10 protein-coding genes are annotated in these 25,273 nt (G+C 40.3%); 7 read left to right on the forward strand and 3 right to left on the reverse strand.

Annotated elements, in window-relative coordinates; genetic code table 11:
• Positions 1-65: 65 nt before the first annotated feature.
• Both CLV82_RS09215 and CLV82_RS09220 read right to left on the reverse strand, forming a co-directional pair.
• Positions 66-1,346, reverse strand: a complete 1,281-nt coding sequence (locus CLV82_RS09215; protein ID WP_133644017.1) for a nucleotide sugar dehydrogenase — start codon at positions 1,344-1,346, stop codon at positions 66-68.
• Positions 1,347-1,366: 20 nt separating this feature from the next.
• Positions 1,367-2,350, reverse strand: a complete 984-nt coding sequence (locus CLV82_RS09220) for an SDR family oxidoreductase (RefSeq protein WP_133644018.1) — start codon at positions 2,348-2,350, stop codon at positions 1,367-1,369.
• A 542-nt stretch (positions 2,351-2,892) separates the two neighbouring features.
• On the opposite strand from CLV82_RS09220, the gene CLV82_RS09225 reads away from it, so the two are divergent.
• Complete coding sequence (locus tag CLV82_RS09225; RefSeq protein WP_166636697.1) at positions 2,893-4,494, forward strand: hypothetical protein; 1,602 nt, start codon at positions 2,893-2,895, stop codon at positions 4,492-4,494.
• A gap of 103 nt (positions 4,495-4,597) precedes the next feature.
• Here CLV82_RS09225 and CLV82_RS09230 read toward each other — a convergent pair whose 3' ends face one another.
• A complete protein-coding gene (locus CLV82_RS09230; protein ID WP_133644020.1) occupies positions 4,598-5,623 on the reverse strand; it encodes an NAD-dependent epimerase in 1,026 nt (341 codons plus the stop codon).
• Positions 5,624-6,037: 414 nt separating this feature from the next.
• Between CLV82_RS09230 and CLV82_RS09235 the strand changes: the two genes are divergently transcribed.
• From CLV82_RS09235 to CLV82_RS09260, 6 genes are all read left to right on the forward strand, one after another.
• Complete coding sequence (locus CLV82_RS09235; protein WP_133644021.1) at positions 6,038-7,159, forward strand: DegT/DnrJ/EryC1/StrS family aminotransferase; 1,122 nt, start codon at positions 6,038-6,040, stop codon at positions 7,157-7,159.
• A complete protein-coding gene (locus tag CLV82_RS09240) occupies positions 7,156-9,090 on the forward strand; it encodes a polysaccharide biosynthesis protein (RefSeq protein ID WP_133644022.1) in 1,935 nt (644 codons plus the stop codon). The genes CLV82_RS09235 and CLV82_RS09240 overlap by 4 nt, the downstream gene beginning before the upstream one ends.
• A 36-nt stretch (positions 9,091-9,126) precedes the next feature.
• Positions 9,127-9,906, forward strand: a complete 780-nt coding sequence (locus tag CLV82_RS09245; RefSeq protein ID WP_133644023.1) for a polysaccharide biosynthesis/export family protein — start codon at positions 9,127-9,129, stop codon at positions 9,904-9,906.
• 16 nt (positions 9,907-9,922) lie between these two features.
• Positions 9,923-12,301, forward strand: coding sequence for a GumC family protein (locus CLV82_RS09250; protein ID WP_133644024.1), 2,379 nt, complete (start codon positions 9,923-9,925; stop codon positions 12,299-12,301).
• Positions 12,302-12,739: 438 nt separating this feature from the next.
• Positions 12,740-20,218 carry a PKD domain-containing protein gene (locus CLV82_RS09255; protein ID WP_133644025.1) on the forward strand — a complete coding sequence of 2,493 codons (7,479 nt, stop codon included), beginning with the start codon at positions 12,740-12,742 and terminating at the stop codon, positions 20,216-20,218.
• Positions 20,219-20,515: 297 nt separating this feature from the next.
• Positions 20,516-25,273 (forward strand): PQQ-dependent sugar dehydrogenase (locus CLV82_RS09260; protein WP_166636698.1); only part of this gene is annotated, 4,758 nt, incomplete at its 3' end.

The raw sequence follows: 25,273 nt of genomic DNA on the forward strand, positions 1-25,273 counted from the left end.
TACAGGATTACGGTTACAAATCTCTCAATACGATACCTAGTATCCAATGGCTGAATAAATCTAATTTATAACCTCTTTGAATTTGGGTGGTTTAAAACCCCTTTCACATCATAGATAACTCCATTTGTATCTAATAATGTTGATAGGTCAATTTCTGTAAACTCTTTATGTGCCACAGTTAATACGATTGCGTCATATTTATCTTGAGGAACTTTATTAGTAGACACAAGGTTATATTCCTCATTTACCTCCTGCGGATCTGCCCAGGGATCAAAAATTGTGACGTTCGTACCATAAGATTTTAAGTTTCTTACGACATCTACAACTTTTGTGTTCCTGACATCAGGACAATTTTCCTTAAATGTCACTCCTAATACGAGAATATTTGAATTTTTCACTTTGAGGTCCTTCTCAAGCATCAATTTTATTACCTCAGATGCCACATATTGCCCCATTGTGTCATTCATTCTCCTGCCTGCGAGGATTATTTCGGGATGATAACCGTATTCTTGGGCTTTTTGTGCAAGGTAATAGGGATCTACCCCAATGCAATGGCCTCCTACCAGTCCCGGTTTAAATGGTAAAAAATTCCACTTCGTAGACGCAGCTTCTAATACCTCGTGTGTATCGATTTTCATCAGATTGAAAATCTTTGCCAATTCATTAACAAAAGCAATATTAATATCCCTTTGTGAATTTTCAATCACTTTGGCGGCCTCCGCGACCTTAATAGAAGACGCTTTAAAAGTGCCAGCAGTAATAACTGAAGAATAAAGCGCATCAATTTTATTGGCATACTCTGGTGTAGATCCAGAAGTTACCTTCAAAATCTTTTCTACGGTGTGTTCCTTATCACCGGGATTTATCCTTTCCGGAGAATACCCGGCAAAGAAATCACGGTTAAATTTTAAACCACTAAACTTTTCGAGAACAGGGATACATTCTTCTTCGGTTGCGCCAGGGTAGACTGTAGATTCATACACTACTATGTCTCCCTTTTTTAAAACTTTCCCTACTGCTTCACTCGCCTTGATTAAGGGTGTTAAAACCGGTCTATTGGTCTTATCTACTGGAGTGGGGACAGTGATAATATAAAAATTACATTCCTCTAAATCATAAAGTTGATCTGTACAAAAAAGACCCTTATTCATTGTTTTGGAGGAACTGAGAACATTTTTCAAGGTTTCATCTGAAACTTCTTTGGTGAGATCGCGTCCGTTTTTTAATTCAAGTATTCTCTTTGTATTAATATCGTATCCTATTACCTGATATTTTGTGGCAAATAATCTAGCCAAAGGAAGACCAACATATCCCAATCCAATGACTGCAATTTTTAAGTTTTGCATATTATAATTAACTAATTAATTTATTTTAGATTGTTCCAATACCAGTTTACTGCTTCTTTTAAACCGGCTTTAAAATCATATTCTGGATTGTAGTTCAATAATTCGCGTGCCTTTTCAATGGAGGCCAAGGAATGAGGTATATCCCCTTCACGTTTCGGACCATAAGTTACAGGAATATTGCCAATTTCGGGATCAAACTCAGAAAGATACTTTTTCAATAACATTGCCATCTCATTTATGGTGGTTCTATCACCGTAAGCAACATTGTAAACTGTATTTAAAGCTTTCGGATTTGTGGCGATTATAGCCCGTAAGTTCATCTGAATAACATTATCTATATAAGTAAAATCCCGTGAATATAGACCATCGCCATTGATTACAGGTGATTCATGATTCATAAATTGTAATACGAATTTAGGAATTACCGCAGCATAGGCACCTTGGGGGTCTTGTTTCCGTCCAAAAACATTAAAATAACGAAGACCAATAGTTTCTAAATTATATGTTGTGCTGAAAATACGGGCATAAAGTTCGTTAACATACTTGGTGATAGCATACGGTGAGAGGGGGTTGCCAATTTTCTCCTCTATTTTAGGAAGGCTTTCGGAATCTCCATAGGTGGATGAGCTTGCTGCATAAATAAACCGTTTAACTCCGGAATCTCTTGAGGCTACAAGCATATTTAAAAAACCCGATATATTTACTTCATTACTATTAATGGGATCTTTTATCGATCGGGGCACCGACCCCAAGGCAGCTTGGTGTAAAACATAATCAATGTTCGAAGTTGCCTTCCTACAGGTAGTTAAGTCCCGTATATCCCCATTGATTAAATTAAAATTTTCATTTTCTAATAAATGTTCAATATTTTTAAGATGACCTGTTTCGAAATTATCTAGACAGGTGACACGATTTCCATTAGAAATTAGTGTTTCGCACAGATTGGAACCTATAAAACCTGCGCCACCCGTTACTAATATATGATGTTCTGGGCTTAGATTCATGTAGTAAAATTAATGGCTTATTGTTATCGCTGGCAAATATGGGCAAAAGAAATCAGAATACTTATATTTCTGTTTATCTGGGTTAAATTTTCGACAAAAAAAGGTAAGTCGACTTTACCGATATAAGGAGTTTCAGGATAGAATACTTCATCATTATTATTTAATTCAATTGAATTATCTGAAAACAACAATATATGATAGAGCATTTTTTATTAGATGGTCATTTCAAGTTATTAGAAATTTCAAAATGTTAAAGAATTATGCAGTTCGTCGATTAATTTATTAAAATGATGTTAATAGATAGGACAGAAAGATCCAAGACGACAATCAAGTTCGTAGTTCTTGTGTAAAAAAAAAAGTGCGTGGTAATCAAAATTATTGCCCCTAAAAGTTCTAGTTGGATTTCACATTAATGATGCGAAACTTCCAAAAAGCTGCATTTCGTCGAAAATAAAGGCGGATTAACAGTTATTCTTGAATTTTTATATAATTTTATGTTACCCAATATGTTTTTAACTTAACCTGTTATTACTTACTTACTTATGAGATTTTTCCCCACTATTGCCCTAAGGACAGTTATGTCTTGTCTGATTATTAGCGTGTTAATGTCCTGCTCTAAGGATTCTGACCTATTAATTAATTCTATTCTTAACGATCAAACGAAAGATTTAGAGGAATACTCTTCCGCGTCTGATAAAAAAGAGGAAGATTCCGGTTCATCTGAATCTGAAGCCGATTTAACCCATTCAGATGAAACAGATTCTCAAAATTATCAAGATGAAGCCCATATAGATTATGGTCCCCTAAAAGCTTTTCCAAGCGCTTATGGTGCTGGTGCTTACACTACAGGAGGACGAGGTGGGTCGGTCCTCCATGTTACAAATTTAAATGATAGTGGTCCAGGTAGTTTAAGGGCTGCACTAAACGCTAGTGGTAAGAGGATCATTGTGTTTGATGTGTCGGGAGTAATTGTGAATAAAACGCCCTTAGTTGTGAAGAATGGAGATTTTACAATTGCTGGGCAAACCGCTCCCGAGGGAGGTATAACCATAACTGGCGAAAGAACAGAGTTTAGTGGATGTAAGAACTTTATTGTTCGCTATATCCGAATTAGACCCAGATTTAATACTTATAATGAAAGAGATGCGGTGAGCATTGCATCATGTTCGGATTATATTTTTGACCATTTATCTACCTCATGGGGGACAGATGAGATAATTTCAACTAGTGGGGGTGTTAATAATGCCACGTTCCAGCGAATTTTAATTGCTGAGGGTAACAAGACTGGTTCTATTATGGGTAATAGCGATGATCCATCAGTTAGTGAGAATTTTAGCATGCATAATTGCCTGTTTTATAATATCAGCCACCGATTTCCTAATGTGAATTCCAATGGAAGGGTTGATGTAATTAATAATGTGGTTTATAACTGGAATTATAGGTTAATAAGAACCCAAGGTAGTGTTCAGTTAAACCATCTTAATAATTTTTACTTAAGACAAAAGAATAATGCCTATACTAATCAGTTAAATAAAGTAGATTATAGTTATGGAGGTACCAAACCTCAGATTTATACGGCTGGTAACATCATCGGATTAGGAATATTCGAGGACCCGAAAGCTGACAATTGGGAATTGTGGTCAACCTTTAATAGTTGGTCGTATGGAGGTAAAAGCTATAGATCGGACACCCCTGAGCCAGCTCCGGCAGATTTCAGGGCGCCAAATTCTTATTCTCTTCTTGGATCCCCTCTCCCTATAAAGCCGGCAGTAGAAGCGTATAATAATATTGTCAATGATGTAGGGGCTAATAAGCGATTGAACGAGCATGGCGAAGTGGTAATCGATCAAGATGTTTTGGACGCCAACTATCTAAGTCGCGTAATTGGAGATAATCCCCAAAGATATGATTACAAGAGTTTAACTGATATTACCAATTCAGCTCATTATATTAATTTTTTTGCTGGAATTGCGAGTACACCCTTAAATTATGGTTACACAGATACTGATCAGGATGGTATGCCCGATGCTTGGGAAGAGGCTAGAAGTTATTTAGACCCTAATGATCCGGCGGATGGAAATCTAGATTTTAACAACGATGGTTATACCAACCTAGAAGACTTCCTGAACCAAGTGGATTTTTAAACGGGAGAACTAATCTGTAAATAGACTTTAAATAATAATCCCTAAGAATACTATAGTTGGTTTCTTAGGGATTATATATTTTTAAATGTTATTTAAAATACTATTATACCTTATAATATTCTTTAAACCATCTTACAAATTTGTCTACACCAGTTTTCACCTCAGTATTAGGACGGTATTTGTAATCGCGAATTAATTCTGAAACATCTGCCCATGTGCGTATTACATCGCCAGGCTGTATCGGCATCAATTTCTTTTCTGCCTTTTTACCTACACTATTTTCAATGGCCTCAATAAAGTCCATTAGCTTAACCGAATTATTATTACCTATGTTATAAACTTTGTATAATTGATTCGATTCATGTCGTGAGGCAATCTCTCCTTCAACAATTTTGGTAATCCCGTTTACAATATCATCAATATAAGTAAAATCCCGTTCCATTTTACCGTGGTTAAAGACCTGGATAGGTTCTCCCTTGATTATAGCGTCCGTGAATAAGAACAATGCCATATCTGGTCTTCCCCATGGCCCATAAACCGTAAAAAAGCGTAATCCCGTGGTTGGAATATTAAATAGGTGACTATAAGTATGGGCCATCAATTCATTGCTTTTTTTTGAGGCCGCATAAAGGCTGATAGGATGATCGACAGAATCAGAAACCTTGAAGGGTACTTCCTTGTTCAAACCATATACGCTGGAACTACTGGCATATACCAGGTGTTCGATCTCGTGGTGCCTGCAGCATTCAAGAATATTCAGGAAGCCAACAATGTTACTATCAATATACGACTCAGGGTTTTCAAGGCTGTAACGAACTCCGGCCTGGGCTGCCAGATGACATACCACATCAAAATTTTCTTCTTTAAAAAGTGTAGGTAAAGCGACCCTATCCTCTAATTGCATGCGAACAAACTTAAAGGCACTCCAGGATTGAGAAGAACAGGGAGATAAAAATTCGGCAGCAGCATTTTGCTGAATTCCTAATTCTTTTAAACGATCATATTTCAATTGAGGTGAATAATAATCATTGATATTATCAAGACCTACTACTTCATGTCCTGCTTCTAATAGTTTTTTTGCTACATGATAGCCTATAAAACCGGCAGCACCGGTTACCAATATTTTCATCAGTTAATTTTTTCTAATTCAATTGTTGATGGGAAATACCTATATGACACCCAACAAGATGAACATCTAAAAGTTAAAGAAAGGTTCACATTGTCCGAATATTATTTCACGCAAAGCTAGAAAAACTTTAGAGCCCGTTCAAAATCTATTTTAACATAATCAACTTTGCAATAATAGTTTGTGTTAAAGAGTACACAAGCTATTTGGATACTTCCTAATTTAGCCTCATAATAATTTACGAGAAACCATTTAAATAAAGGTGAAACAGTAATTTTTTGGATAGACTATTTTCATGAGATGACAGTTAACCGAAGAATTCGAATTATTAAACGAATTGAAGGCTAATAGTCCCGTTAAGACTTAAACTATGGCTATTTTTACTGTAATTAACCTTTAGAGCCAATTAACCATTTGATGACCACAACGAAAATATGGCTTTCTTCACCCCATATGGGGCATGCCGAAGAATTATATGTAAAAGAGGCTTTTGACACGAACTGGGTAGCGCCTTTGGGCCCCAATGTTGATAAATTTGAAAAATCAATTAGCACTTACCTGGGTGGAGAATTTGAAGTAGCAGCTTTAAGTTCAGGTACTGCTGCAATTCATTTAGCCTTGGAGATCCTAGGAGTTGGAAAAGATGATGAAGTAATTTGTCAGAGCTTAACATTTTCAGCCTCCGCTAACCCTATTTGTTATCTTGGGGCTAAACCTATTTTTGTTGATAGTGAACGTGAAACCTGGAATATCTGTCCCGACCTTCTCGAAAAAGCAATAAAGGAGCGCGTGGCAATGGGCAAAAAACCTAAGGCTATTATTGCCGTTCATTTATATGGGATGCCCTATAAAGTCACAGAAATAAACCGGATTTCTGAGAAATACGAAATTCCGGTTATCGAGGATAGCGCAGAAGCACTGGGTAGTAGTTATAAGACAAAAAAATGTAGTACCTTAGGTAATCTGGGGATACTTTCTTTTAATGGAAATAAGATTATTACGACCTCCGGTGGAGGAGCATTAGTTTCCAAAAATCCAGATTATAAAAAGAAAGCAGTATACCTGGCGACCCAGGCTCGCGACGATGCTCCCCATTACCAACATTCGGTTGTGGGGTATAATTACCGAATGAGCAATGTTCTTGCCGGTATCGGCAGGGGCCAAATGGAAGTCCTGGATGAACGCGTTAAGGCGCGTAGAGCAAATTTTGACTTCTACCGGGATGCTTTAAAAAGCACTGGTTTAGAGTTCCTCCCAGAGCCTGAAGGAAGTATTTCTAACAGGTGGCTTAGTTGTGTTTTAACTGATTCTTACGAAACAAGGGAGGCAATACGAGTGGGATTGTTATCAGAAGATATCGAATCACGTCCGCTATGGAAACCAATGCACTTGCAGCCAGTCTTCAATTCATGTCCGAACTATACTAATGGTATTTCTGAAGATTTATTTGATAGAGGTCTTTGTCTGCCAAGTGGATCAAATCTCCAACTCGAGGATTTAGAGAGGGTTGCGGCTAAAATTTTAAAAATAATGTCATGATCAAGGATTACTTAGTGAGCAACGCACACAGATATGCCTCCAAATGGTTGGTTCTGGCTATCGATGTCATTCTTATATTTTTCTCTTTTGTCTTATCCTATTTTATCAGGTTTAACCTGACATTTAACTTTGATACGGACCGGTTATTCTTACAGATACCCATTGTATGTGGATTAGCCCTTATATCATTCCTTATTACAGGATCCTATAAGGGAGTTGTTAGGCATACCGGAGTTAGGGATGTTTATAATATATTCAATGCTATTTGTCTATCCAGCATCCTGGCCATATTTATGGTGATCGTGAACAGGCAATTGGGGGTTATGGAGGATTTCACCATTCCACTGTCTATTATCATTATTCATAGCCTTATAGCTTTTATATCCATGACTGCTTCACGCTATGTATTTAAGACGCTTTACTATAATATGGTAAAGAAGTTTAAGATTACAAAAAACGTGATGATTTATGGGGCCGGAGAGGCCGGTATTCTCACCTATAATGCGCTGACTAATCATACTGCGAGTAATGCGCGGGTAATTGGATACATAGATGATGATAATAATAAGGTAGGAAAGCGCATCAATGGTGTTCGTGTTTATGGGAAAGATGAAATATCAGAATTATTTGTTCAACGTTCTGAAATAGCGGAGATAATTGTTTCCATAAATAATATTCATCACAGCCGTCTTCGTAAAATTGTAGAAAGCCTGATGGATTTCCAGGTCCAGGTAAAAATTGTACCACCGGTTGAAGACTGGATCAATGGGGAGCTTAAAGTCTCTCAGATCAAACAGGTACAGATCGAGGATCTGCTCAACAGGGTTCCTATTAATATTAAACAGTCTAAAGTTTCCGAAGAATTAAAAGATCAGGTGATCATGGTAACCGGGGGTGCTGGTTCCATAGGAAGTGAGATCGTCAGGCAGATAGCTAATTATCACTACAAGTCTCTGATAGTAATAGACCAGGCCGAATCTGCTCTTTACGATCTGCAACAGGAGCTGAAGCAAAATGGGTTCCACAACTTTATTCCAATTGTAGCTGATATTCGTGATAAGAACAGGATGAATACGTATTTCCAGGAATATAAACCTGATATGGTATTTCATGCTGCGGCATATAAACATGTGCCCCTCATGGAGTATAACGCTTATGAGGCTATTAAGATTAATGTGGCGGGGACCAAAATGCTGGTGGATCTTTCCATGAATCACAATGTGGACAAATTCGTTTTTGTGTCTACAGATAAAGCTGTGAACCCTACGAATGTGATGGGGGCAACAAAGCGAATTGCAGAAATGTATATCAGTTGCATGCACCAGGAGAACAAGACAAAATTTATTACTACACGGTTTGGGAATGTATTAGGATCTAATGGTTCTGTGATACCTCTGTTTAAAAAACAGATCGAAAAAGGAGGCCCTTTGACCGTTACACATAAAGACATTACCCGTTATTTTATGACCATTCCTGAGGCATCTCAACTGGTTTTGGAAGCAGCTGCGATGGGTAAAGGAGGAGAAATATTCATTTTCGATATGGGTGAGTCTGTAAAGATATTTGACCTGGCTAAGAATATGATAAAATTGTCTGGTCTTCGTTATCCGGAAGATATTGATATAGAAATTACCGGTCTGCGACCAGGTGAGAAATTATACGAGGAACTTTTAGCTAATGGTGAGAATACGCTTCCTACATATCACAAAAAGATAATGATTAGTAAAGTAAGGGAGTTAAATTATGCTGAGGTAAGGTCTAAGATCGATGAGCTTTGCGTCTCCAACATGTTCTTCAATGGTGATACGGTGAAGCTGATGAAACAAATTGTACCCGAATACGTCTCAAATAATTCGGATCACAGTAAAACGGATAAACCATCCATACACAGCTCCAAAATTGAGGGAGAAAAGAAAATATATCATTCCTAATATTTTGATTATTATTGTGTACTAATTTATAAAGTTATGCGATCCTATTATATTTTATTGAAACCTGCTATTGTATTTTTATTGGCTGGCTTATTTATATCTTCTTGTGCTTCGAAGAAGGACGTTGTGTATTTTCAAAACGCTGGTTCTTTTGAAACAATCGTAGATAAAAATAAATCAACTCCAAAGTTTAAGGTTGATGATGTCATTAGCATTCATGTCTCAACTCTAGATAAAGAAGCTAGTGTCCCATTTAATCTTTTTGCTGGTACTGAGTCGGGGAATTTGACTCCAACACAGGTTGATTATTTGGTAGACGAATCAGGAGAAATTGATTTTCCTGTGATAGGTAAAATTAAAGTTGCAGGATTATCACCAGATGAATTGAGGATGAAATTACGCAACGACCTCAACGAATTTTTAAAAGATCCCATAATCAATATACGACTAAGAAACTTCTCTGTTACCGTACTTGGTGAAGTTAATAGACCAGGGACATACCCTGTAGTAGGAGAACAGATAACAATTTTAGAAGCACTAGGATTGGCAGGCGACATGACGATTAAGGGACAACGAAAAAATGTAATGGTTATACGTGATTTTGATGGAACAAAAGTCTACAACAGGATTGATCTCACCCGTAAAGAAGCCCTTACATCTCCGGTCTATTATTTGACTCAAAACGATGTTGTATACGTTGAACCGAACAGATCTGCTACCACTGCCTCGAATTTAGATAATAGAGCATCCATTGCCGTCTCAATTGCTTCGGTACTTATAACTTCCACGGTAATTTTGCTCACAAGAATTAATTAAGCATAATTTATTTTAAATGGCATCGATTAACGAGGAACGAAAGTTTCAAAGTACTGATATACGTGAAATCCTCAGTGCATATACTAAAAATTGGAAATGGTTTATATTATCAACGGCTATAGCTGTGGTTATAGCTGTACTTTACCTAAGGTATACTTCACCGGAGTATGGCACACAGGCTAAAATACAGTTGCTAGATGAAAAATCTTCAGGATCAGGAATAGACTTATTTAAGGAATTGGAGGTAATTCAAGGCGGGAAAACTAACGTTGAGGATGAAATTGAAGTTATTAATTCGCGTTCAAATTTTATTGAAGTAGTTAAAGAACTGGGTCTTAATACCAAAATATTGGCTATCGGAAATATTATTAGTTCAGAATTGTATAATGCTCCACCGGTTAAATTGAATTTCATTGCGGCAGACTCTATTATTTTTAATTCTAATTATAGTTTTTATCTAACTTTAAATTCAAATACAACCTTCGGATTTAGCGAAGAAGAAGATGGACCTTCAAAAGTATTTGCTTTTGGAAAAAATATTCCAACTCCTTTAGGGGACATTGTTATCACCCCCAATATTTCAGATTTCAATCGCTTTCGGGGTAAGACACTTCAAGTTGTCGTAGAACCGGTTTCACTTGTTGCTGAGAGGTACCAGAAAAAAGTTCAAATATTTCCGCCGGAGGATTTCTCAAATGTGGTGAATATCTATTTGGAAGATCCAATTATTGATAAAGGAAAAGATATAGTTAATTCGTTAGTAAGAATTTATAATGAAAATGCTATAGAAGATAAAAGGATTATCGCTGACCGCACCTCTGATTTTATTAATGCTAGAATCGCCGATATTTCCTCAAGTCTATCTAGCGTTGATCAATCAGCACAGGATCTAAAAACGAGCAAAGGCTTAACTGATATTGCTTCTGAAGCTAATATAAATCTCAATGTGGGTGCTGCTAATCGACAGGAACTGGCGAATTATGAAACACAACTCAATATTGCTGCCTCTATGCAGGATATTATCAACCAACAAGATGGGTATGAGGTCCTTCCAGGTAATATAGGATTAAATGATCCTACTATAGCGAGTACAACTGAAAGATATAATCAGTTAGTTCTGGAAAGAAAAAGGTTACTTAAAAGTTCGACTGAGAAATCTCCCATTATCAAGAATTTGGATCAGCAATTGGAGGGCCTGAAAAGAAGCATGGAGTCTAGTTTGAATAGTACGGTTAATAACTTGGGATTGCAGGTAAATACCTTGAGTAATCAACAGGCCATCATTAACTCTAAAATTTATTCCACCCCCCGAAACGAAAGGGCTCTTAGAGATATAACTCGGCAACAACAAACCACGGAATCATTGTACCTATATTTGCTGCAAAAACGTGAAGAAGCTCAAATTGCAGTGGCCTCAACCAACCCGAAATCCAAGATTATTGATAGTGCATATGCTGTGAGTCTCTTTCCCGTTACTCCGAATAGGTCATTGGTTTTTCTGGCATCTCTTATACTTGGTTTGCTTGTTCCCTTTTCGGTAATATATGCAAATTCATTATTGGATAATAAGATCCATAATAAGCATAATTTGAATAAGATCGCAGATAATATACCGGTCCTTGGGGAATTACCAAAATTATCTAAAAGGGACAGTCGTTTGATAATTAAAGATGATCGATCAGTTTTAGCTGAATCTTTGAGAATACTTCGTACTAACCTGGATTATCTGATTAAGACTAATAAGAATGGCTCTAAGAATAACTTGATCTATATTACTTCAAGTGTTCCTGGAGAAGGTAAAACCTTTCTGTCATCAAATTTAGCTATGATATTCGCGAGCACCGGTAAAAAAGTCTTATTGATTGGTGCAGATATAAGAAATCCAAAAATTTACACCTTTTTCAGTGGAAATCAAGTTGACAAGTTAAAAAAGCCGAGTAGAAATAAAGATGCCGGTTTGACCGAGTATATTTTTGATCATAGTTTATCCGTTGATGATATTATTAACCCCATGTTAGTTCATCATAATACAATCGATGTAATATATTCAGGCCGTATCCCTCCAAACCCGGCAGAATTATTGATGAGTAATCGAGTTAAAGAACTATTCGAGAAAGTATCCACATCTTATGATTACGTAATCGTTGATACAGCTCCCTTGATGGTCGTTAGTGATACTTTGTTAATAGCGGAATATGCAGACCATTTAATTTACGTCACAAGGGCGGGCATAACTGAAAAGAAGGCAATAGAATATCCAATAAGTCTAAGGAATGAAGGTAAAATCAAGGGACTTTCATTTGTTGTTAATGACGTAAAATCTTCTAACTTAGGGTATGGTGGCCAGTATGGCTACGGTTATGGTAAGAGTCAGAAAAAGTGGTGGAAACTATAAACCTGATTTTGATTCTCGATCAATAAAAAAAACTGGCTTGTCCGGTTTTTTTTTGTTCAAATCCTTAAATATTTAACATGTTGAATTAAAAAATTTAAATATTACATTAGGCTGTATAAATTTGAGTGCCAATTTTATCTATTGGTTGCAAATAACTGATTTTCAAAATTATATATTTATATGGCTTGCCATTGAACGATAAAGTATCTTCGTTAGTCGAATAAGGAAAAACAGGCTTCTTCGGCAAGTTGCATTAAGTTATCTTTACAAATCAGACTATCTTCAATAAGAAGGCTGATATAGTGTTTTAAGAAAATCCAAACCCCAAAAATACTGATCGTGAAAAATAAAATTACTCGCTCTAATCTTACTCCCTTTATACTAAATACAATTCCAGCTAATTTTACCAAAATCCTGGCTTTTGTAATTATTGTTTTCTTGTCTAATAATCTTCTGCAAGCCCAGTTGCCACAACAATTCCAAAAAGTGGAACTGATTACAGAAATGACCAACGCGGTCAATTTTGAATTTGCTCCCGATGGCCGGATATTTATTGTAGATCGCTATGGAGAACTTCTGATATACAATCCAAATACACAGGTGACTGTTTCCGCAGGCACTTTAGAGGTGTTCAAAGATTTTGAGGATGGTTTGTTGGGTGTAGCTTTTGATCCTGGTTTCCTGACTAACAATTACATTTATCTCCATTATTCACCATTAAATGTATCAGTTAACAGGGTGTCAAGGTTTACGATGAATGGTAATACGCTGGACCTGGCTTCAGAAGTAACCCTGATGCAATGGCCTACTCAGAGGAATGGTTGCTGCCACTCCGGGGGAGATATGGGTTTTGATTCTCAGGGCAATCTATATATCGCCACAGGAGATAATGCCAACCATAGCGATTATGCTGCTATCAGTGAAACGAATTCTGTGAACAGTGCAGAAAAGTCGTCTTCCAACACTAATGACCTTCGAGGTAAAATTCTTCGGGTAAGACCACAGCCTGATGGAAGTTATACCATTCCAGGAGGTAACCTGTTCCCAAATGGGGCAGGGGGGCTTCCTGAAATTTATGTGATGGGTGCCCGTAACCCCTATCGAATGTTCATAGACAAAGAGAATACGGATTGGATATTTTGGGGGGAAGTAGGTCCTGATGCCAATGTGGCCAGCTCCGCGGGTCCGGAAGGTAAAGACGAAATTAACCTGACCAAAACTGCGGGAAATTATGGTTGGCCTTACTTTTCCGGGAATAACGAACCCTATTTAATAGATTACACCAATCCTCAGTACTATAATGATCCTAATACCCCGCAAAATGTGTCTACCTGGAATACCGGGGCTACAAATCTTCCTCCTGCCAGACCGTCATGGCTGGATTTTTTCCATAAAAGTTATATGGCCGGACCGAGGTATTATTATAATCCGGCTTTAACGGATCAACAACGATTACCTATAGAATACGACGAGGTATTTTTCTATTTTGACTTTAACAGTAGTGCTGTTTGGGGCGTTAAAATGGATGAGCAGGGTATTATTCAATCAAATCAGAGATTAAATACAGCCTTTCCTGCCAATAATAATTTGGGATTCATTGATATGAAAATTGGGCCAGATGGCCATTTATATATCTTGGAATACGGGGCGGGATGTTGTCCTAATAACACTGGTACAGGGAAATTGGTTCGCATGGATTATATCGGAATTGTATCCAATTCATCCCCGGTAGTTGAAATTTCCGCTGATCCTGATAATGGATCCCTCCCGCTTACGGTAAATTTCTCCAGCGAAGGAACATTCGATCCTGATGGGGATTCTTTAACATACGAGTGGGATTTTGAAACCGATGGGACGGTGGATTCAACGGAGGAAAATCCAACTTTTGTTTATTCACTGGCCGGAACCTATAATGTTCAACTCCGTGTTGATGATGGTAACGGGGGCGTCAGTACCAAGAATCTGACCATCTATGCCGGGAATAATGCACCAACATTCACATTTACTTCTCCCATCGATGGTGGTTTTATGAACTGGGGGGACGATATCGATCTGGATTTGCTCGTGGAAGATGTAGAGGATGGCAGTACAGCAAATGGAGGGATAAATTGCCTGGACGTGAACGTTGTCCCATCCCTTGGGCACCTGAATCATTTTCATGATGATATGGGGCTTGATGGGTGTCCTAAAACTCTGAATCTGGACCCAGGTAACCATAATATCTATGGGGAGATGGACATATTTTACGTCCTGGGTGCTAATTATACTGATCAGGGTGGATTGCAAGCATTTGATCAGGTTCAACTACATCCCAAACGCAGGGAAGCAGAATTTTATGATGTTAAGAGTGATATTACGGTAGTAGGGAACAGTGATCCTTGGGGGGGTGGCAGCGAGGCCATAAGAGTTAATCACGATGGATATATCGTATTTGAAGGTAGAAATCTTCTGAATATCAGTGGAGTTAAATACCGGGTTGCATCTCAAACTGCTGGAGGATCGATTGAACTTAGAGTAGGTAGTCCCACAGGTGCATTACTGGCAACATCTCCTGTCCCTTCCACAGGCAGCTTAAATAATTGGGTAGATGTAGAGTCTGCTATCAGCGATCCCGGGGGTAAGAATGACCTTTATTTTGTATTCAAGAATGCATCAGCGGGAGTTGATATCTTCGACCTTAATTACATTGAATTTATTGGACAGGGGGTTTCTACAGATAATACTCCCCCGGTTGTAAATAACGTCTCCTCGTCAGAGCCTACAGAAGTTCGTGTAGAATTTTCTGAATATGTCAATATGACTGTTGCTGAGACGATAACCAATTATAGCCTGGATAATGGGGAAAGCGTTATTTCTGCCAGTCTGCAGGAAGATCAGAGGACAGTGATACTGACCACCTCTCAATTAGCCCCAGGTATTACTTATACGTTGGATATTAATAATGTGACCAATGAAGCTGGACTACCCGTTGCTAGCGGTAGTTACACCTTTAATTTCGAGGTGGAATGTAATAATACTCCCTTTCCGGATCAGTGGCAGGAAGAAATAATAGGGAGCGAACTTCCTTACAGGTCGGTTTATATTTATGCAGATCATGATCTTGATGGTGACGGCTTAAAAGATATCGTAACTGGAGGATGGTGGTATAAAAACCCAGGTACAGTTACCGGGAATTGGGTAAGAAGCACTATTGGCTCACCTTTTAATAATGTAGCCTACGTTTACGACTTTGACGGTGACGGCGATTTTGACCTGCTGGGAACACAAGGAGCTTACGAAGGTTCTGATATGGCCTGGGCCCAGAATGATGGATCAGGTAATTTCACAGTATATACAAATATCGATTCGGGTCAGACTACTTATGTGGAACCGTTCCTTGCAGGAATAGCAGGTGGAGTTTTCGATAATACCGGTGATTTCAAACTGGCTATCAACTGGAATGGAGCTGAATCCAGTGGTTCCCCTGTCCAACTGTTAACAATTCCTGCTGACCCGGTTAACACTCAATGGACTTTTGAAAATATCAGCCCGGACTCTCTTGGAGAAGCACTTAGTGCTGGCGATATTGATGACGATGGTGATCTGGATTTGTTCCAGGGGTCTAACTGGCTACGGAATGAGGGGAATGGTACCTGGACTACATTTTCAACGGGAATCACCTATCCTACCACCATGGACAGGAATATGCTTGCTGATTTTGACCGTGATGGAGACCTGGATGCTGTTGTGAGTCAATTAGGCAGTAACCAGGAAATTGCATGGTTCGAGGCGCCAGAAGATCCAACTCAACCCTGGACAAAGAATACCCTTGACACAGATATTGATGGAGGTCTAAGTGTAGATGTGATAGATTTTGATTTTGACGGGGATGCAGATATAGTCGTCGGGGAGTGGCAGAGTGCTTACAGGCTTTTTGCTTTTGAGAATGATCTTTGTAATACAGGAACATGGATAAAACATACGATTCATCCAGGTACACCCACATTTGATCATCACGATGGCGCCCAGGTTGTAGATATTGATGAAGACGGAGACCTGGATATAGTATCGATCGGTTGGAACAATATCACTCCGCGAATTTTTGAAAATACTACGGGGAGTGCCCCGGTAAACTCTCCACCAATGGTATTAAACCCTGGGGATCAGCTTTTCAATGAAGGAGCAATTGTTAACTTACAGATACAGGGTTCAGACCCTGACTTCAGTGATGTACTTACTTATACTGCCCAGGGATTACCCGCAGACCTTTCAATTGACCCGGATACGGGTATCATAGGAGGGAACTTGTCGGCTGCCCAGGGATCATACCCGGTTACTGTTCGGGTAACGGACAATGGAGGACTATTTGACGAAACCACCTTTACAATCTTCGTAGGGGCATTTAACAGTATCATCAGGATCAACGCAGGTGGCCCACTGGTAACTGTTAACAATGAGGACTGGATAGCCGACCAGTATTTTAACGGAGGTGCTACATTTAGTACGGCCAATGCTATTAACGGAACAACCGATGATATTTTATATCAGACTGAAAGAAATTCAGATGATCCAACGCTGACTTACCAAATACCGGTCCCTGAAAATGGGGAATACGGGGTTCGTTTATTATTTGCTGAAATATTTCATAATAGTACAGGTTCCAGGTTATTTGATGTGGATATTGAAGGAGGACAAGGTCAACTCACGGACTACGATATCATAGCCGCAGCTGGAGCTTCTTTTACAGCAAGGACTGAAAGTTTTGTAGTCAATGTTACCGATGGTAATCTAACCATTTTATTTTCCAATATTACGGATCGTGCGAAGATTTCGGCAATTGAAATTCTGGGAAGTGGGAATAATGTAGCTCCTGTAATAGAGAATCCCGGGACTCAATTATATTCCGAGAATTTAGATGTTAATTTACAAATGGAAGCAACAGATTTTAATTCCGGGGATACCTTAACCTATACAGCACAGGGATTACCTGCTGCTCTATCCATTGACGCAGGAACCGGACTTATAAGTGGGACTCTGACAGAACCTGTTGGCACTTACGATGTGACGGTAAGGGTGACAGATCAGGGAGGACTTTTTGATGAGGTAACCTTTACAATTGCCATAGGTAATTATACCAGTGGCCTTCGTATTAATGCTGGCGGAGCTGCTCTGACTCATGATGGAAATGACTGGATTGCTGATCAGTATTTTAATGGGGGAGAATTGTTTAATTCAACCAGTCCCATTGCCAATACTACAAATGATGTGATGTACCAGACTGAAAGAAATTCTGACACACCGACCTTATCATACGAGATACCTGTTCCTGAAGCAGGTGACTATGCAGTTAGACTCCATTTTGCTGAGTTGTTTCATACTGCCCAGGGACAAAGGTTATTTGATGTTGATATTGAGAGTTCCCAGGTACAACTGACCGATTATGATATTTATGTTGAAGCCGGAGGGATGAATTCAGCAGTGTTTGAAACTTTCATAGTAAATGTCACAGACGGGGCTCTTTCTATAGTATTTACAAATTCTGTAGATCGGGCAAAAATATCCGGGATTGAAGTTTTAGGAGAAGGCAATTTTGCTCCCATCCTTACTAATCCTGGGGACCAGGCCTTTGATGAAGGAGCATCGGTGAATTTGCAGGTGGAAGCATCAGATCCCAACGCCGGAGATGTGATTACATATTCTGCTTCCGGGCTGCCCGCTTCCTTGGATATAGACCCAAGTACAGGACTGATTTCGGGAACTCTAACCGATGCGGTAGGCGACTATACTGTAACCATCCGTGCGACCGATACACAAGGGCTATTTGATGAATTATCATTTAATATCACTGTAGGGACTCCTATCAGGAACTTGTTGATCAATTCCGGTGGACCTAGTTATAGTTTTAATGGTGAAGATTGGTCTGCAGATCAGTCCTTTGTTGGGGGAAATACATTCCAGGTGGTTACTCCGATAGCTAATACGGAAAATGACCAGCTCTATCAAACGGAAAGATTTGGACCGGCTCCAACAGGTTCGTTCCGGTATGACATCCCAGTAGAAAACGGGAATTATAAGCTCGATCTGCATTTTGCAGAAATATTCTTCGGCGTGGGTACTAATCCAGGAGGAGCAGGATCAAGGATTTTTGATGTGGATATAGAAAACGGGCAGCAGAACCTAACAAATTACGATATAGTAGTAGCTGCCGGAGGAAGTGCAACTGCAATTGTGGAAAGTTTTTCCAATATTACTGTGAGTGATGGTTCTCTAACTATAATCTTCACCTCGCAGGTGGACCGTGCCAAAATATCCGGGATCCAGGTTACCAGTTCTGTCCCACCGACAGTGAATGCCGGGCTAGACCAGCAGATCACTCTGCCTACGAACAGTGTGACCCTTAATGGAACGGCTTCTGATCCGGATGGTGGTGCGATATTGAGCTACCAGTGGAATCAAATTAGCGGACCAAGTACGGCTACGCTTTCAGGAGAGACTACTGCAGATCTAATTGCATCTGACCTTGTAGAAGGAGCATATGTATTCAGCCTGACAGCGACCGATGATGAAAATGATACCGCTTCAGATGAGGTTACTGTCACGGTAAATCCTCTTTCTGGTCCTACGGCCTTAGCAGAGGCGACTCCGCTTAACGGTACAGTACCTCTGGAAGTGACATTTACAGGAAGTAATTCCTCCGATGATCAGGGCGTTGTTTCTTATGCCTGGGATTTTATGGATGGAAATACATCGGCCGAGGCAGATCCGGTGCATATCTTCGAGACCGCAGGAACCTTCGAGGTAAGCCTGACCGTGACAGATGGAGATAACCTGACTGATAGTGATACGATTACGATTACCGTCTCAGATCCCGCAAATGAGGCTCCTGTTGCGGTAGCTCAAGCTGACCCTCTTTCAGGTGATATTCCTCTGGAAGTCACTTTTACCGGAAGTAACTCTACTGATGATAAAGAAGTCGTGAGCTACGCCTGGGACTTTATGGATGGTAATAGTGCTGCTATAGCAGATCCTGTTCACACTTTTACCGTGGCAGGCACTTATGAAGTTCTGCTTACAGTTACTGATGCAGAGGGGCTGACTTCGACCGCTACGGTAAGCATTACAGTGACCGAACCAATGAATGAAGCTCCGGTAGCGATTGCCCTTGCAAATCCTACATCCGGGCAGGCACCATTGGAAGTCACTTTTACCGGAAGTGATTCTACAGATGATAATGGAATAACTACCTATTCCTGGGATTTCATGGATGGATCAACTTCCAGTGAAGCCGATGTAGTTCATACTTTTACAGCAGAAGGCACTTATAATGTGACACTTACAGTTACTGACGCAGAAGGCCTTACCGATGTAGCAGAAGTTACTATTGTAGTTGGAAGTGCAGAGAACTTACCGCCAACTGCAGTTATCGAGGCTACACCAACCACAGGTACGGTACCGCTGGAGGTTACTTTTATCGGCCGTAATTCCCAGGATGATTTTGGTATCGTCAGTTATAATTGGGATTTCGGGGATGGTACAAGTTCTGCACAGATAGACCCCATGCACACTTTTACGGAGAGTGGAAATTATACGGTCTCCTTAACTGTAGTGGATGCCGGCGGATTAAGCCATACCTCTACCATTACAATAGCTGTGACGGCGACTTCCGGAGGAATGATTACTATTCTGCTAGAAAATCCGGCTAAGGATGGTATAGCCAGATTAAGGGTGTTGAATAAACCGGAGGATGTCTTTGTGGAAACCATTTACCTGCACGATTCAAGTGGCAGACTGATTGGAGGCTTTAACGCACAGGAAATTTTCAGTGATGAGGATGCCTACGAGGTGCCGGTGAATACTCTCAGAGATGGATTGTACTTCATTGGCCTGGAAATGAATGAAGGTAAGGCAATGTTGGTGAAATTATTAGTACAGAATTAACAGACGCTTATATTTATAAGAGAAGACCTGCTTTTGGCAGGTCTTTTTTTGTATCTTCTTTAAGCAAATCTAGGTGTTTCATTGGTTGATAGTCAAGATGGCATAGAGATGACCGTTTACCGATTAAAAGGATGATTTAATCGAATTAAGCTGGTGAATTTCACCCTTGAATTCTTAAGAGGTACTTTTATCAGATTAATCTTCCCCCATAATAATTTCTGGAAACATATTTGTTTCAACTTGTTGATTTTAAGTTTTTTATAGTTTTATTGGCGTGCCGATTTTAATTCTATTTATATGAATAAATGGTCAAATTTCTTTATGAATCTTCACCAGCATCTCTATTTCATTTCACGAAAGGGTATGGAGCGCTCTTATGTTCTAATTCTGCTGTTCACAGTAGTTAACGCGTTTTATTCATTTGGGCAGTTGCCATCAGATTTTCAAAAAGTAGAGTTATTAACTAACCTGACCAACGCTACCACATTTAAGTTTGCTCCCGATGGCCGGATCTTTCTCCTGGATCGTTATGGGGAAATAATAGTTTATAACCCTAATACCCAAACATCAGTTTCAGCCGGAACTCTGCAAGTCTTCCACGAGCTGGAAGATGGGTTGCTGGGGCTTGCTTTTGATCCTAATTTTGAATCAAATAACTATATCTATCTACATTATTCTCCTCTTAGTACTTCGGTGAACAGGGTATCCCGCTTCACCATGAACGGGAATACTCTGAATTTTTCCTCGGAGATCATTATGTTAGAATGGTCTACCCAGCGGGTCAGTTGCTGTCACTCCGGGGGAGATATGGGTTTTGATTCCCTGGGGAATTTATACATCGCTACAGGTGATAATACCGATCATAGCAATTATGCAACCTTTAATGAAAATGACATAAATAAGAGCTCTGAGAACACCTCTTCGAATACCCAGGACCTTCGGGGTAAAATTCTCAGGATCACACCCCAGGGGGATGGTAGTTATACTATCCCGCCGGGAAACCTGTTCCCTAACCCGGCAGATGGTCGCCCTGAAATATATGTTATGGGTGCCAGGAATCCGTACCGGATATTTGTAGACAAGGAAAATACGGATTGGTTATTTTGGGGTGAGGTTGGCCCCGACGCAAATACTTCATCTTCACAGGGCCCGGAAGGGATGGATGAAATAAACCTTACAAAAGCAGCAGGAAATTATGGCTGGCCATATTTCTCCGGTAAAAATGAGGCTTATCTGGTCAACTATGCAGCTTCACCATATTACAATAATCCCGCTACGCCAAAGAACATCTCTACCTGGAATACAGGACTCGTTGACCTGCCAGCCGCTCAGCCTTCCTGGTTAGAATTTTTCCATAAATGTTACCTGGCGGGTCCTCGCTACTACTATGACCCTCAGGCTTCAGATCCAAAGAGATTACCAGTTGAATTTGATAATCGATTTTTTTATTACGATTTTAATTCCAGCCGAATTTGGGTTGCAGAATTGGATGAGCAAGGTAACCTGATCGGTACTCCGGAAAGATTGGCTCCTTCTGTTTTTATGACAGCAGCTTTGGGATTTATAGACATGAAAATTGGTCCGGATGGCCATATGTATATATTGGAGTATGGTGCAGGATGTTGCCCCGGTAATACAGGAACTGGTAAGCTTGTCCGGGTAGATTATACGGGGATAGTATCCAATTCTTCTCCTGTTGTAACAGTATCGGCAAACCCTACTAACGGAAATCTCCCGTTAGAAGTTAATTTTTCAGCGAATGGAACGTTTGATCCGGATGGAGATCCATTGATCTACGAATGGGATTTTGAAAGTGATGGCACCATAGATGATACCGGCCTGAATGCAGTTCATACTTATACCACAGCAGGCAATTATTCTGCTTTATTACGTGTTTCGGATGACCAGGGTGGCGTTGCCACTAAAAGTGTAACCATATATGCCGGTAATAACCTCGCGACCTTTGATTTCAATTCTCCCATTGATGGTGGTTTGATCAATTGGAATGATGATGTGACCCTGGATCTTTTGGTATCCGATCAGGAAGATGGATCCACTGCCGATGGGGGAATAAATTGTGCAGATGTCAACGTTGTACCATCCATGGGGCATCTGAATCACTTTCATGATAACCTGGGGTTAGATGGCTGCGATCAGGTTATCCGACTGGATCCAGGAGATCATGATACCAATGGGGAGATGGATATCTTCTATGTGCTGGGCGTAAATTATACAGACCAGGGGGGACTTACTTCATTTGACCAGATCCAATTGCATCCTAAGAGGAAAGAGGCAGAATTTTACAGTACCCAGAGTAATACATCAAAAATCGGCAATACAGATCCAACAGGGGGTGGGAGCGAGGCCCTCCGGGTAAATCATGGTTCTTACATTTCGTTGTCGGGTAGAAACCTGAAGAATATCAATGCCGTTAAATACAGGGTATCTGCTGCCAGTTCAGGTGGTGTCATCGAACTTAGAACCGGGAATGCCAGTGGTCCCACCCTGGCTTCTACAGAAGTCCCGGTTACAGGATCAACTACTACATGGACTGACGTGACCAGTCCGATCTCTGACCCTGGTGGGAAGAACGATCTTTTCTTCGTTTTCAAACATAGTACGGGACAACAGATAGAATTTGATCTGAATTATATCGAATTTTTAGGAGCAGGGGTATCTGTGGATAACTCCCCTCCTGAGGTAGACGAAGTTGTCGTTACTTCTCCCACCCAGATAAAAGTCGTTTTTTCGGAATATGTTACTTTGGCAAGTGCACAAATGCCCGGTAATTATAATATTAATAATGGTGGAAGTGTCTCCTCGGCAGCCCTGCAGCCCGATAATCTCACGGTCCTATTAACGGTGAGTGGACTGAATGCAGGAACAAATTACCAACTGACAATTAGTAATGTCGAAAACCTGGCAGGTATTCCAATGGTTCCCGATTCATTTAATTTTAACCTGGCAAACCCGATCCGGATAAATACCGGGGGTCCCCAGTTAGATGTTGCGGGCCAGTCCTTCAGCGCAGATCAGTATTCCAACGGCGGGAGTACGTTTTCTAATTCAGTTCCGATTTCAGGAACGACGAATGATGCCCTGTACCAGACCGAACGTTATGGAAATTCTTTTTCATACAACATTCCTGTAAGTGCCCCAGGCAATTATAATTTCAAGCTGCATTTCGCAGAAATTTACTTCGGTGTTGGGAATAACCCCGGTGGAGTCGGTTCCAGGGTTTTTAATGTTTCAATTGAAGGAAATACGGTGTTGAGCAATTTTGATATATCAGCTGAAGTTGGTCCGGCCACAGCACTGATCAAAGAATTCAATAATATTAATGTGGCAGATGGCTTTGCCTCAATACAGTTCAGTTCGGTCATTGAAAATCCAAAAATTTCAGCTATCGAGGTGCTGAGTTCAGGTACCGGTGGCAGCACACCGTCTATAAGTATTGTTTCGCCAACAGATGGTGCTACTGTAAATTCTCCCTTCAATGTCAGTTTTTCCCTGAATAACTGGACGGTTTCCCAGGGAGGAGATCACATTCGATATTTTATAGACAATGCACTTGGAGGAATGCATTATAGTACCAACCCTATTATCCTTAACGGGATTTCACCGGGTCAACACACCATAAGACTGGAATTATTCAATAGTAATAATACTCCTACCGGCTATTCCGATGAGGTGACGGTATCTGTCCTGGATCCGGGAAATTGTAATACCGGGATCTTTCCTGATCAATGGCAACCTCATATAATAGGCCCGGCCCAGGCATACAGATCGGTCTATATATATGCCGATCACGATCTTGATGATGATGGCTTAAAAGACATAGTGAGTGGCGGCTGGTGGTACAAAAACCCGGGAACAATTGCAGGTGAGTGGGTTAAAAACACTATCGGTCCAAACTTCAATAATGTAGCCTATGTTTTTGATTTTGATAACGATGGTGATTATGACCTTCTGGGAACCAAAGGCGCTTATGAAAGTTCGGCTTTAATTTGGGCTGAAAATGATGGGGCAGGTAATTTTACAATCAGGGATAACTTACCAGTGGGCGCCACAACATATAGTGAACCCTTTCTTGCCGGAATCGCAGGAGGCGTTTACCAGCAGGGAGGCCCATTCCAGATGGCACTTAACTGGAACGGGGCAGAGACAGGAACGTCACAAGTACAAATGCTTACAGTTCCGTCTGATCCAGTAAACGGAACATGGACATTGGTAAATATTCATCCAACCTCGATGGGAGAGGCTCTGAGTAACGGAGATATAGATGGGGATGGCGACTTAGATCTGTTCCAGGGATCCAATTGGCTTCGAAATGACGGCGGAACCTGGACCTTGTTTAGTACAGGAATTACTTATCCCACTACAATGGACAGGAATTTGCTCGCCGATCTTGATGAGGACGGGGATTTGGACGCCGTGGTAACCCAGATCGGTTCAAATAGGGAAATAGCTTGGTTCGAGGCCCCGGCAGACCCGACTCAATCCTGGATTAAACATACTATTGATCCCGATATTGATGGAGGTCTTAGCCTAGGGATCAAAGACATTGATTTTGATGGTGATCTGGATATCGTGGTGGGAGAATGGAGAGGAACTTACCAGCTTTATGGATTTGCAAATAATCTGTGCAATAATGCAGCATGGACAAAAACTATTATCGATTCAGGGGGAGGTAATTTTGATCACCATGACGGCGCCCAGATAGTAGATATTGATAAAGATGGCGATTATGATATTGTTTCGATCGGATGGAATAATATTACTCCAAGGATTTTTGAAAATCAGAGTGCCACTACTCCCCAGCCTCCGGTAGCCAATGCGGGATCTGACCGTACGATCACCTTACCGACCAACAGTATAACCTTAAATGGTACGGGCAGCGACCCCGATGGAGGCAATGTGACCTACGGCTGGACCGAGGTGAGTCATCCCGGGACCCCGGCCACCCTGACCAATGCCAATACGGCCAACCTTACGGCCAGCGGCCTGGCAGAAGGAGTATATGTGTTCAAGCTGACAGTAACGGATGATGAGAAC

The sequence above is a fragment of the Zeaxanthinibacter enoshimensis genome, assembly GCF_004362865.1.
GTDB lineage: Bacteria > Bacteroidota > Bacteroidia > Flavobacteriales > Flavobacteriaceae > Zeaxanthinibacter > Zeaxanthinibacter enoshimensis.